Raw genomic sequence first — 13,815 nt, 5'->3', positions numbered from 1 at the left:
AGACAGGGAAAAAATAGTGAAACAGAGGAGTATAAATGAGTGAACTTAAAAAATTTTCTACATCTACTTTAGCTGAGTTGCAAAAAGATGAAAAACATCCTTACTATGTTTACTGTTTGGTTGATCCTAGAAACAACCAGACTTTTTATATCGGGAAAGGAAAAGAAAATCGTATTTTTGCCCATCGTCAAGCGGCACTGGGTACGCTGAGAGAAGATGATTTACTTGAAGAAAATGAAACAGCTAGAACCTTGAAAATAAGAATCATCCAAGAAATAAACAGAATGAACCTACAAATATTAAGCTATATACTCAGCTATGGGTTAACTGAGAGCGAGGCTTATGCCAGTGAGAATGCGTTGATCAATTATGCCCAACTGGTTCAAGGACTTTCGTTGACAAATTTAGTAAAAGGGCATGGTTCTAAGGCAATGTTAGTAGAAGAGATAGAAGAACAATATGGCTTCCAAGAGATGTCTATAAATGAAATAGCGACAGATGAGTTGATTTTAGCGGTAAAAGTGAGAGATGCTTTTAATCTTTGTAAAGATGAGTCAAAAGAATATCCGATTGATGACAGATTTCGTGATGATAATAATTTAAAATCTCGTACGCTAGGTAACTGGGCAATTGGTCGTGACAAAATTCATCGTATTCGCTATGTTATAGCTGTTAATACCGGAGCAGACAATGCGGTTGTTGCAGCATATAAAGTTTCTTCTCAATATTCTGAATCGAAGAAATTTGAAAATGGTCGAACACGCTATGCGTTTCAGGCATTATCGAATAGAGAAGATACTTTGCGAGAACTTAATTTATATAAACGATCTTTACCAGATATCAAATTTGGTAGTGGGAGTGCAATTGCATATATTAACAATTAGAACAATGATTATTATAATCATTTCCAATGGTATTTTTGGTAGTAGTAGTTACCTGAAATAAATATAAATTTAAATATATATTATATCCATGAAGAGAGTGGGACAATAGTCAGAAAAAATCTGATTATTGTCCCATTTTTTGATTTTAAGGTACGCAAAAATCAAAAAAATTTGTATGATTATAAATCCGTTTTTTACTCATATTCCAACATCTTAATAAATGTTTTTTACGTTTTTTTGAAAGAAAGTACGTTACTTAATGAAATTTGGCACGATAAAGTCTATCAATGGGTATCTAGAGATAGGGGACTATTTTTTGTTGGTTTCGGCTTATTTCAAGGGGCTACTGCTTAAACAGCGCTTTAGAGTTAGGGATAAGCTTGAGGTTTCAAATAAATCTTTAAATAAAAATAACGATATTTTTAATCATCAACTTGATGAAGCCTTTTCATGTCTATGTTATAGGTTATTAAATGACAAAACTAGTTGTTTTTTGATAAAATCACATACGTTATAAATTGAAATCTGTCAGTCCTTTAGAAGGGAGAAGGGATAATGAAACCATCTATTCGTCAATGGATAGCTTAAGGTTTAATAATGGATTTTGAGGGAACTAACTCATATGTTGAAAATAATCACACCTTTTCATTATTCAAAAGATGAAAAAAATAATGAATGAGTGAGAGAATAGAAAAAATATTTTCTTGCTGATTAGGTATAGTGTATTTCATGTTAGTTAAGAAAAATAAGTATGTCATAAACATAACTAGCAAGCTCTTTTAATATGAAATGATAAAAATGAGAGTGATTCACCCAATGAATAATCACTGAGTCATTTCAAATAGAGTGACGTATGAAAGGAGAAATAAAAATTGTTATGAGATTCAATCGAAAAATCATTTTGTTTGTTCTGCTAATAGCTATTGCAAGCACTTATTCCTTTATCTTTTTTAATAATACAGAAAAGATCGCAACGACAGGAGATATCGCTTTTCATTTTTCCAGGATCAAAGGATTGGCTTCTGTATTTTCGGGTCCGATCAATTTTACTACATTCAATAGTTATGGTGGTGGGGTCAACTTTTTTTATCCTTATCTAACCCTATTTCCAGCTGTGATCTTTTACTGGATTACCCATAATTTGATCTTAAGTTATATGTTATATGTTTGGGTACTGAATGTGTGTACAATACTCATCACCTTCTATTACGGACGGAAATTTTTTAAACGTGTAGATGCGGCATTTTTATTTAGTTGTTTCTATACTTTTTACGGGTATCGAATGATCGATATTTACCAACGTTCAGCGATTTCAGAATCAATTGCTCTGACGATTATGCCAGTAGTCCTCTACTACACGCATAGACTTCTTTTTGAAAAGAAGAATTGTGTGATTTCTTTAGCTGTTAGTATGAGTTTGCTTATTTATACGCATGCTCTTTTTACGTTTATGAGCGTGATAGTTATTGGGTTTCTGTTTATCGGTTCACTTTTGGCTAAACGAAAAAAGAAAGAAAATATTTTGGACTTGTTTGTTGGAATGGCAAAAGCTGTCGGCTGGACGACTCTTTTAACAGCGTATGTTTGGTACCCAATGCTGCAGCAAGTCCTGCATCAAAGCATCAATCGTCCTTTCCGCACAAACCTTCAGGAGCGGGGAGTGAACATTTTTGAAAGTTTGTTTGGTGCGATGACTAATGATTTGACGACATTTACAATGGGAACGATTGGTGTCGTGTCATTAGTCCTCCCGCTTTTCTTTTTGAAAAGATTTGAACGAAGAGAAAGAGTCATTTATTTTTGTGCAGTAGCTACGTGGTTTTTATCGACGAATGTTTTTCCATGGTTTCTTTTCCAAAATACACCTATCCAATTGATTCAATTTCCTTGGAGAATCTTAGGGTTTCAAGTGCTTTTCGGATCATTGATCTTGGTGATAGTCTTTTTGAAATGCAGACCAGATCAGAAAAAAAGTATATGGTGGATTGGCGGAATCGTCCTCCTGCTTTTGACACTAACAGTAGTAACGAAAATAAATTATACGCAAAAAATCCAATCCTATAACGGTCGTCTGATTATGACAAAAAAAGAGATTAAGCATTACACGACTTCAGGGACAGGGGGACTTTATGATTATGCACCGTCTGATGCACTGAAATACAAAAAACAGTTGAAAAAACATGAAGTAAAAGTTGGGAATGAATGGAAAAGTAGTTCTCATAAAGCGTATGATTCAAAAATCATTTATACAGTGGAAGATGCGCAAGGGCAAAAAATCACGTTACCTGTGTTTGATTATTGGGGAACCGTTGCGAAAGTAAATGGTCAAACGACTAGCATAGAAAATGATGACGGGTTAGTAGCGGTTAAAGGAAAAGAAGGAACGACTACGATTGAGGTTTCCTCCACCTATCCGCCAACGATGATTCTTGCATTACTAACAAGCGTTGGAACTTTTTTATTTATCTTTATTCGATATTTGCTGAGAAGAAAAAATTTAGTAAAAAGTAAAATGGTCCTCCAATGAAGGGATCTAAAGTGAATGGCAGTGCAGAACAAACGTGAAAAGAAAGAAAATTTATAGAGTTGCCTTTTATTTTATGGGTGAATAAATTGTCTATTAGAGACACCATTTTCAGCCATTTTTGAAATAGCAACCAATGATCGTATTCCTCAACGATACCGCTAGAAACAAGGCGGACGTTGAGGATTTTTTTGTTAATTGTATCAGTCTATTTGTTTTAGCTGTTTCTCTTGTGCCTAATGGTTTAAGTTCTGTATATTCACAGCAATTACGGAGAATATCTGAACAAAGAGTTAGATGTATTTGATACTAGTCATAATTGATAAATGAGGGAGTGCATTTTTCCGTGTCTCCTTATAGTTGATCAGTATTTTCTATGGCGAACTACTCCTTAGAAATCTACATAAAACTTTTCTTGAGTATCTGATTCTGATTTCGTAACGGTTAAACCAATTTTCTAGTTTGCAGATGAGGGATTGGTTAGAAATAATTTTTCAAATTTTCGGCATAATCTCAAGTTTGGTTTGTTAGAATGAGTGAAACAATCAAGGAGGAGTTTTATTAATGAAAAAGGGGATATTGTTGGCTGTGGGGTTGTTGTTTGTACTAGCTGGTTGTGGAACGGATCAGGCAAAAGATGCTTCAAGTAAATCGACAGACACTATTGTTACAAAAACAAGTAAGACAGGTTCAACAACGACGAAAGAATCTGATAAGACTGAATCATCCAGCTCATCAGAAACAAAGGTAAAAACAGAGTCCACGGCGACGAGTACATCAGAGTCAACTCAAACTACAACGGCTGAGTCTGCGACACCAAGTAGTCAGCCAGCTGAAAAAAATAGCTGGGATGCGAGTAAGGCGACTGAATTAGCTACGTTTATGTCAACTTGGGGTCAGGAAATGGGACAACAGTATAGAAGCTACAATGATCATGTGAATGCTAATTATTATGGATTGCAAGTACCACAATACATTTTTGATGGGCAATGGTCTATGGTGATTGATCAAACACCGGTTACCGTAGAATGGTCAGAAAATGGCAGAGGACAAGCGGGATTTGAATTAGTGGCGATCTACTCTGATATCGATCATCCAAAACCGTCTGGAGCTCATTTGTATTTCTTTGGTTTCCAACAAAATCAACCTAAGGTAATGGTGACTCAGCAAAATCAAGGAAACCCAAACAATTATTTGTATTTCAACGAAACTGAGAATAATGAATTGAAGAACGGTTTCGAGCGGATTGTGAATAGCTAGAGGAGACGTCCTTCCAAACTTAGAAAGAAAATTTCTTGGAAAAGAGGTTGTGAAAGCATCGGTTAGCTCCGATGCCAATAAGAAAGAATTTTTTGAAACAGCTCCTCATGTTTTGAAAAATTCAGGCTTATTGCAAGGAGCTGATGCTTGAACACCATTTATCTGTTTCCAGAGCAAAGAGTGAGATGGATGTCTCAGTCTTTTTTTCTGTTTCTAAAAGGATAGTTTACTAAATAAAACAGAAAAAATTATGAAAAATTCCAATAATTACGTTATACTTATTATGATTTTTTGAAAGGAGTCACTAATGAAAATAAAGAAAAAATTGCTCTTATTTGTTATATTAATACTTATTGCGGGTCTTTATTCTGTGAATTATTTTAGGCATGCACAAACGATTTCTACGACAGGAGATATCGCATTTCATCTTTCCAGAATTAAAGGATTATCCTCTATATTCTCAGGACCAATCAATTTTACGACTTTTAATAGTTATGGCAGCGGTGTGAACTATTTTTACCCCTACTTTACCCTTTTTCCATCGGTAATTTTTTATTGGATTACCAATAATTTGATCGTAAGTTATATTTTATACGTATGGGTGTTGAATGTTTGTACCATCCTATTGATGTTTTATTATGGTCAAAAATTTTTAAAGCGAGTAGATGCTGCCTTTTTATTTAGCTGTCTGTATACATTTTATAGCTATCGAACGATTGATATTTACCATCGTTCAGCGATTGCAGAAGCGATTGCACTGACGATTATGCCTGTAGTATTGTATTATGCTTACAAAATGATCTATGAGAAAGCAACGGCTGCGATCCCGTTAGCAATCAGTATGAGTTTGCTTGTTTATACGCATGTTCTCTCTACTTTCATGTGTGCGTTTTTCATTGGAATGATGATCATAGGCAAACTGATTGTGAATAAACTAAATAAGGAAGAAACCATTCGCTTGGTGTTGGAGATGTCAAAAGCTGTGGGAATGACGATTCTTTTAACGGCCTATTTTTGGTATCCTATGTTCAAGCAAACCATGTATCAATCCATCAATCAGCCAGGAAAAACAGATCTGCAAAATCAAGCGATCAATGTATCTGATAGTTTGATTGGGGCCATGAATAATGATTTGGCCTCCTTTACAATCGGGATTATCGGGGTTGTTTCCTTGATTCTTCCGCTTGTGTATTTTAAAAAGCTAACGAGCAAGGAAAAAGTGATTTACCTGATTGCAGTAGCTACTTGGTTATTATCAACTAAGCTGGTCCCATGGGCACTATTGCAAAATACTCCAGTTCGTTTGCTTCAATTTCCTTGGCGGATATTAGGGTTTCAGGTACTTTTTGGCTCATTAATTTTATCCATTGTTTTTAATAGGATGATATTTGGTCAGAAAAAAAGAATACTTAGTATCGCAGCAATTGTTTGTTTCATGTTTGTTGTTTCGGCAGCCACTAAAGCCAATTATAATCACAAAGTGCCAACACTAGGTGACCATTTAGAGGTGAATAAAGACACTCTAGGTAGTTACATCACTGTAGGTGTTGGAGGGGTCTTTGACTATGCACCACTAGAAGTCATGAAATATAAGGAGCATTTGCAAAAGCATGAAATAAGAGTAGACAATGAATGGCAAACAGCAGCATATAAAGCTTCTGATTCCAAAATAGTCTATACAGTCAAAGGTGCTAAAGATAAAAAAATCACGTTACCCGTGTTTGATTACTGGGGAACTACAGCAAAAGTGAATGGGCAAAATACCAAGATTGAAAACAATGAAGGATTAGCAACATTTGAAGGAAAAGCAGGAACAACGGTAATTGAAGTTTCTTCTAAGTATCCCTTTACAATGATTCTTGCTTTTATTGTCAGTCTAGTAAGCTATCTTTTTGTTTTTATTCGTTTCTTGATCGGCAAATGTTTCGTTTCGAAAAAAATTGCGTAACATAAATATTCGTACTAGGACAAAAAACTGAAAGATTCGTTAACATCTAGTGAGATCACTAGGTGTTTTTTTATTCTTATTTAGTTCATGATGAATTTCATCAATGATTATTGGATAAGGCAATCTTTCAGATTCGACAGAGATCCTACGCTTATAAGCATTCTTTTTCACCCAGTCAATAGTTAATACAGAATTTGAATAGATCATCTTCTAGCAGTCTTGCTTTTAACGCATTGATTAACACTTAACAAGCAGAACCCCAGATTCAACATTCACTTGTTCGTTTATTAATTTTTTTTCATAACTAAGTTATTGCTAGTCAATTTATTGTAAAGTAACGTATGAAATAAATGGACTGATAACATAGCTTCTGAAATTGCCGAGCTAGTGTAGCAATGAGGGATTTCAGCGTTAGATTGTTGCTAACAGAAGATGAATGGGGTGGGGGAACATGAAGAAACATTATTTGGCTTGTTTGTTGTGTCTGTTCTTTTTATTGGCTTTGCCAGTACAGGGCTTTGCAGTAGCGGGTGGACATGGAGGTGGCTCAACGAGAAGCGGTGGATCTGGTGGAAGTTTTGGTGGTAGTTCGGTCGGACATCATTTTTATGACGATCGGCCAATTATCGGACGATCACGAGGGTATTATCGATCGAGTTCATACGGTGACGTAGAGGACTATGTATTAATGGGGGCGTCTGTTGGTGGTTTTGCGGCGTTTGCTTTATTTAAAAGGAAGAAAGAACAGCACAGTGTGACCAGAGAGCTATTTTCTCGTATGCCGGGGAAAAAGAAAGCGAAGAAAAGATTGCTTTCAGAGATCGAAACCAGCTTCTTTGCGATTCAAAACGCTTGGGAACATGAAAAAATGGAAAAAGCCTCGCGCTATTATACGAAAAAATTATTTTTGGAGCATCAACAAGTCTTACAAAAGAATCAAGCAGAAGGTATTAAAAATCATACTAAAAAAATCGTCCTGCAACAGTTGGGGAACTATCGTCAAATAGAGGAAGACAGTTTCTCGATCCGAATTGATTTTAGTTGCTATGATTATACGATTGATCGAAAAAATAACCTGCTCTTATCAGGGTACAAGCATCAGCGACAATATTTTTCTCAGATCTGGTATTTCAATTATTCAGACAAAGAACAAAAATGGCAGGTAGATTATATCCAACCGATTTCATTGGGTTAAGGTAACGGTAGGAATGATTAGTGGATGCTGAGTTTATTGATAACAAAGCATAAATCAAAAAATGTCATAGTGGGGGGAGCCGTGATCAGAATGAATCTGGTCGGCTCTCTTTTTTTGTGGGAATGTTTTTCTTTATTAGTGAAGTACGGGGATACTCGTAGGAATGTTAGCCAACAGAGGGTATGAACCTGGCTATCATAGTACATTTTTCAACAGGACTTGTGGAGCAATGAAAAGTGGAGAGTGTACCCTATAATAGCTAAAAGAGAACCTCACGTTAATTAATTTCCGCTACCTAGGAAAAAAGTAAATTTGAAAGCGCATACCTTGGTAGCTAAACTAAACGTGTAAGAAAAAAAGGGGAGATGGTAAAGATGGCAAAAAATATTTTGTTGATTTGTGGTTCTGGTGCTTCTAGTGGATTTATGGCGGCTGCTATTCGAAAAGCAGCGAAAAAAAGAGGGGAAGAAGTAACTGTAAAAGCGGCTAGTGAGTCGCAATTGGATGAACGGATCAATGAGATCAATTATCTGTTGATTGGTCCGCATTTGTCTTATATGTTGGCAGATCTCAAAGCACAAATTGAAGGAAAGAACGTGAAAGTAGCAGTCATTCCACAAGCAACCTATGGCACTTTAAATGGAGATAAGGCACTAGATCTGATTTTAAGTATGGAGGGCTAACGAATGATGAATAAAATTATGGACTTCATGACGAACAAATTTGCGCCAAAAGTAAATAAAATTGTTAAGAATCCTTGGGTCTCGGCGATCCAAGATTCGATCATGGCGGCTTTGCCGTTAGTTTTTGTTGGTTCTTTAGTTACAGTGGTTTCTCTGCTAAAAAATCTTTTTGCAGGTTTACCTGATTTTTCAATGATTAGTAATTTTTCTTTTGGGATGTTTGGTTTGATTGTTTCTTTTTTGATTCCTTATTATCTCATGGAAAAAAAGGGAAACAGCGGTCAAAAGCTGATTTCAGGTGCTACCGGATTAGTGTTATTCATGATGTTACTATTTCCCACAGTATCTGCTGAAGGAAATGCTACGTTTATTCTTTCTCGGTTTGGCGCTACAGGCATGTTTCTTGCGATTATTTCTGGTCTTTTTGTTGCCTGTGTGATGAATTTTGCTGCTAAAAGATCATTTTTCGATGAAGATACACCGATCCCTGATTTCGTGGTGGGGTGGTTTAATAGTTTATTGCCGATTACGTTTATCTTGATCGTTGGTTGGTTTATCACGGTACAAATGAATGTTGACTTCTTTGAAGTGGTCGTTTGGGCATTCAGTCCATTGGCAAAAATCGTGCAATCTTATCCAGGTTTTGTCTTATCCGTTTTTATCCCAGTCTTTTTATATACGTTCGGTATTTCAGGTTGGGTGATGATGCCGGCCATCTATCCTGTATATATGGCTGGATTAGCTGCTAATGCTGAGGCTGTTGCAAATGGTGGACAAGCAATGAACATTGCTACTCAAGAAACTTGTTATGCTTTTTCATCAATGGGTGGTGTGGGGACTACCTTGGCCTTGTCTGTGATGATGTTGCTGTTAAGTAAATCAGCACAATTAAAAGCGATTGGTAAAGCGGTCTTTATTCCTTCAATCTTTAATATTAATGAACCGTTGGTTTTTGGGGCACCGATTGCTTTTAATCCTTATTTGATGATTCCTATGTGGATCAATGCACTGATCGTACCAACGATTTCTTATGTGGTGATGAATATGGGCTTCGTGAATATTCCTAGTCAATCATTCTTGTTGTGGTACATGCCATATCCATTTACATCTTATTTAGCCACTCAAGATTTCCGTGCGGTCATCGTCTGTCTGTTGATCTTTGTTATTACATGGTTTATCTTCTTACCATTTTTTAAAGCATATGATAGTTCATTATTAAAACAAGAAAAAATTGCTGAAGAACAAGAAGCGGCGCAAGCAAAAGCAATGCAAGCTTCAACGGCTCAATAATTGGAGGTAGTAGTATGTCACAACAGTTTGTGGAAGAAACAGATAGCCTAAACGAATTATCGATGAATATTTTGATCCATGCAGGTAATGCTCGTGAATTACTGGTAAAAGGTCTGAATGCACTGGAGGAAATGGCGTTCGATGAAGCAGAAGAATTGATTCAATCGGCACATAAAGAAGTGGTGATTGCTCACGGCTTGCAAACAGATACGTTACAAATGGAAGCTTCAGGAGAGCAGATCCGCTATTCTACGTTGTTCTGTCATGCGCAAGATACGCTGATGACAGCGCAAAGTGAGATATTGATTGGTGAACATATGGTGCGGTTGTTTCGAAACTTTTCAAAAAAATTAACTAAATAGGAGGTATTTCATGTTTAAAGAATACAAAATGCCAAAAGATTTTCTTTGGGGAGGGGCGATTGCTGCCAACCAAGCAGAAGGGGCGTATCAAGTTGATGGTAAGGGCATCAGCCTCGCTGATTTACATGTTTTCCATGCGGATAAAACAAATGCAGAAATTGCGGAAGAGCAACATAAAGGAATGTCTTTGGCTCAGTTGAAGGCGAATATGACAGACGAACAAGGCTATTATCCTAAACGCCATGGGATCGATTTTTATCATACCTATCCTGAAGATTTAGCGCTATTAGCAGAGATGGGCTTTAAAACGTTTCGGACGTCGATTGATTGGTCGAGGATTTTTCCTACGGGCGATGAAACGGAACCGAATGAAGCGGGTTTGGCTTATTATGATGCGTTGATTGATAAGATCCGTGAGTTAGGGATGGAGCCGATTATTACGATGCTTCATTATGAAACACCGGTAGACATTACTTTAAACTACGGGGGTTGGCATAATCGGAAAGTGATCGATCTATTTGTAAAATATGGAAAAACAATTTTAGATCGTTACAAAGATAAAGTGAAGTACTGGATCGTCATCAATCAGATCAACTTGATCCAATTTGAACCATTCAATTCAACTGCTATACCTTATGATACGGTGGATCATTACGAAGAAGCTAGTTATCAAGCGATCCATAATCAGTTCGTTGCCAGTGCTAAAATCTATGAATATGGGAAAAAGCTCAACCCTGAAATGCAAATCGGAACGATGGTTGCAGATTGCACTGCCTATCCATTTTCTTGCGATCCAGATGATATCATTTTGGCTTTACGTCGTAATCGGATGGAGTATTTCTATACAGATGTGCAATTTCGAGGGGAATATCCTCAGTATGCGTTGAATTATTTTGCTGAAAATAATATCCACCTCGAGATCACTGAAGAAGACAAAGCCATTTTACAAGCGAATACGATGGATTATTTGGCTATTTCTTATTATTATTCGCAAATGGTCGACTCCAAGAAAAACGATTTGAACCCTGCATCGGTGACACCTAACCCGAACTTGAAAGCTAATCCATGGGGATGGGCAGTGGATCCTAAAGGGTTGTATCATTCACTGTCGCAATATTGGGATCGTTATGGTAAAGCGATTATTATTGCAGAAAATGGCTTTGGAATGTATGACCAGTTGGAGAACGGCAAGATTCATGATGATTATCGGATCGATTATCTGGCTAGTCACATTGAAGAAATGAAACGTGCGATGTATGATGGAGTCAATGTGATTGCTTATTGTGCATGGGGGCCGATTGACATTATCAGCTGTTCATCTGCTCAAATGGAAAAACGTTATGGATTTATCTATGTGGATCTGGATAATGAAGGAAAAGGTAGTGGTGATCGAATTAAAAAAGATAGTTTTTACTGGTACAAAAATGTGATTGAATCGAATGGAGAAAATTTGTAAAGTCGCCAGTTTAAAGAATAGGTGTGATGCGAGACATGGATCTTCGTATCCACCTTTTTTTGAGATAGTGTGGCAAATCAATGGATAGCAACACATGTGTGGGGGAGATAGAAAGTGGCAACGAAAAGGCAAAGAGAGATTATTGCGTATCTTGCAAAACGACAGCAGCATTGGGTCACTGCGACGGAACTAGCAACATTTTGTAACTGTACGACTCGAACCATTCGTAATCAAATCACAAAGATCAATGAGACAGAGCAACAAATTATTTCTAGTAATCAAGGGTATCGGATCAAACAACCTACCCAGGATAAGCAAGTGATCCAAACAACGAATGACCGGCAATCACAGTTGTTTTTGACGTTGTTAAAAAGCAATCATGGCATTGATCTCTATGATTTGGCAGACACGATGTTTCTCTCTGAGTCAACGTTAAAAAATGACATCCAGCTTTTACGTAACGAGATTCAAAACAAACAATTGAAATTAACGATCAAAGCCAATCAAATTTATTTAGAAGGATCAGAAAGTGATAAAAGGCGTTACATGATTTCGCTATTGTATGAGGAAGGCGATTACCAGGAAAAACTAAAGTATCATGTCCAAGATATGATTGGCACGCTTTCGCTTATTGATCTAGAGCAAACCATCCATGATGTCTTAGCTTCACACAAAATCAAAATCAATCGCTATTCGATGAACAATATTGTGCTTCATTTTGCGATTAGTATTGAACGGATCCGCCAAGGAAATGATTTGAAAAGTGTGAAGGACTTTCCATTAAGAAATGATGCAACGGAATTTCAATTGTGTGTGGAGATTACTGAACTTCTTTCGAACACTTATCACATTCATTTTTCTGATGCTGAAGTCAAGCAGTTATCCTTACTTTTTATTGGATTACAAAATGAATATCTTACGAATCGCAAAGAGCTATCCTTGTCCAAAATTGTTGAAGCTCGAGTGATCGAAACACTAAATGAAGTTTTAGAGAAAGTCAAAGAAACCTATTTGATTGATTTACAAGATGAAGCTTTTTTCAATAAATTAGCTATCCATCTGCAAAATCTTTATGATCGCTCTCAATATGAACGGTTCACCCGGAATAGTAGCCTTTTAGATATTAAAACAGCCTATCCGTTAACGTATGACATTGCGGTTTACTTGTCGATGTTGGTACAGGAAAAATTAGCGATTTGGTTTAATGAGGATGAGATTTCTTTTATCGCTTTACACATCGGGGCTTACTTAGAAAGCAAAAAAGAAAAAAGACCAAAGTTGCGAGTGCTAGTTGATCACAACAATTACCATGATTTTGAAGAAACAAACGTTCAAAATATTCGTAGTATGCTAGGGGAAGATGTGGAGATCGTGGCGGTTGATCATCATGAAGTAAGCATACAGGAAAATGATGTGTATGTCTCTTCTGACCGTGACAGAGTGACTGAAATCAATGGCGCAGTATATGTCCATCCTATTTTGACACGCAAAGATTTTGCAAAGATCCAAAAACGGGTGACTGCCAAGCGAAAAAGTAATTGGCGGAAACAGATGTTTCATTTGATTGATCGGTTTATTATTGAAGATCTCTATTTTAATCAATTTGATCCGACCGATCAGACGCCTAAAATGATTCGGGAAAAATTGTTTGATCGATTGTTAGTGACAGGGTATGTGGAGGAAGAATTTTCCCAGAGGATGGAAAAACGAGAAGCGATGTCATCGACCAGTTTCCCATCAGGTATCGCAGTACCCCACTCGTTGGAACAACAGGCGAAAAAAAGTGCCCTTTCGATTATGACCTTGCAAGAAACTCTCAAATGGGACGAATATCCTGTTCAGATCGTGGCTTTAGTTGCGATTTCACAAGATGAAGCCAAAGAATTTAATGATTTTTTTGAAATGTTTATCGAAATCGTTTCTGATCCGATCAATGTGCGATTGTTAGCGGGTGCAGAAAATTTTACAGAATTCATCTTAAAAATGAAAATGTTGGTCGAAACGGAAGAATGATCCGTGAATGTTGAGGGCGTTGGTTTTATTCTTGCATGATAGGAAAGCTCGCTTTTGTCTTAGGGATCACTGCTAATCGATTATTGTCAAAGTAGCCGAAAGCTTTCTAGTGATTTTTGGTTACTTTGTTTTTTTGTGCTTGCAGTGATGGAAGGAAGTAATTTGAAACATCTTTCTGCTAACTTCCAATTGAACGGAGA

General features: G+C 36.7%; 10 protein-coding genes. All 10 read left to right on the top strand.

Features of this window, described 5'->3' with window-relative positions; genetic code table 11:
• Nucleotides 1–35: 35 nt before the first annotated feature.
• The 10 genes from IGJ27_RS11280 (at nucleotide 36) to IGJ27_RS11235 (ending at nucleotide 13,615) form a co-directional block, all read left to right on the top strand.
• The gene (locus tag IGJ27_RS11280; protein WP_178306364.1) at nucleotides 36–884 is read left to right on the top strand and encodes an LEM-3-like GIY-YIG domain-containing protein; all 849 of its coding nucleotides are present in this window, start codon (nucleotides 36–38) and stop codon (nucleotides 882–884) included.
• A gap of 877 nt (nucleotides 885–1,761) precedes the next feature.
• Nucleotides 1,762–3,411, top strand: coding sequence for a hypothetical protein (locus IGJ27_RS11275; RefSeq protein WP_178306365.1), 1,650 nt, complete (start codon nucleotides 1,762–1,764; stop codon nucleotides 3,409–3,411).
• Nucleotides 3,412–3,972: 561 nt separating this feature from the next.
• Entirely contained in the window at nucleotides 3,973–4,668 is a 696-nt protein-coding gene (locus IGJ27_RS11270; RefSeq protein WP_178306366.1) for a DUF4767 domain-containing protein, read from the top strand.
• Between the two features lie 307 nt (nucleotides 4,669–4,975).
• On the top strand, nucleotides 4,976–6,616 hold the full coding sequence (locus IGJ27_RS11265; RefSeq protein ID WP_178306367.1) for a hypothetical protein: 1,641 nt from the start codon (nucleotides 4,976–4,978) through the stop codon (nucleotides 6,614–6,616).
• A gap of 451 nt (nucleotides 6,617–7,067) precedes the next feature.
• Nucleotides 7,068–7,811, top strand: a complete 744-nt coding sequence (locus tag IGJ27_RS11260) for a hypothetical protein (protein WP_178306368.1) — start codon at nucleotides 7,068–7,070, stop codon at nucleotides 7,809–7,811.
• A 365-nt stretch (nucleotides 7,812–8,176) separates the two neighbouring features.
• Nucleotides 8,177–8,494 (top strand): PTS sugar transporter subunit IIB, encoded by a 318-nt coding sequence (locus IGJ27_RS11255; RefSeq protein WP_196763502.1) that lies wholly within the window; start codon nucleotides 8,177–8,179, stop codon nucleotides 8,492–8,494.
• A 6-nt stretch (nucleotides 8,495–8,500) separates the two neighbouring features.
• A complete protein-coding gene (locus tag IGJ27_RS11250; RefSeq protein WP_218619969.1) occupies nucleotides 8,501–9,784 on the top strand; it encodes a PTS sugar transporter subunit IIC in 1,284 nt (427 codons plus the stop codon).
• 14 nt (nucleotides 9,785–9,798) lie between these two features.
• A complete protein-coding gene (locus IGJ27_RS11245; RefSeq protein ID WP_010720932.1) occupies nucleotides 9,799–10,146 on the top strand; it encodes a PTS lactose/cellobiose transporter subunit IIA in 348 nt (115 codons plus the stop codon).
• 10 nt (nucleotides 10,147–10,156) lie between these two features.
• Entirely contained in the window at nucleotides 10,157–11,602 is a 1,446-nt protein-coding gene (locus IGJ27_RS11240) for a glycoside hydrolase family 1 protein (protein WP_088745709.1), read from the top strand.
• 114 nt (nucleotides 11,603–11,716) lie between these two features.
• Nucleotides 11,717–13,615, top strand: coding sequence for a BglG family transcription antiterminator (locus IGJ27_RS11235; protein WP_178306369.1), 1,899 nt, complete (start codon nucleotides 11,717–11,719; stop codon nucleotides 13,613–13,615).
• The last annotated feature ends 200 nt before the right edge of the window (nucleotides 13,616–13,815 follow it).

It is taken from the genome of Enterococcus sp. DIV1726a, assembly GCF_051710985.1.
GTDB classification, from domain to species: Bacteria; Bacillota; Bacilli; order Lactobacillales; family Enterococcaceae; genus Enterococcus_B; species Enterococcus_B hirae.
The sequence above is the reverse complement of the archived record's forward strand: the minus strand, read 5'-3'. Positions and strand labels throughout refer to the sequence as shown.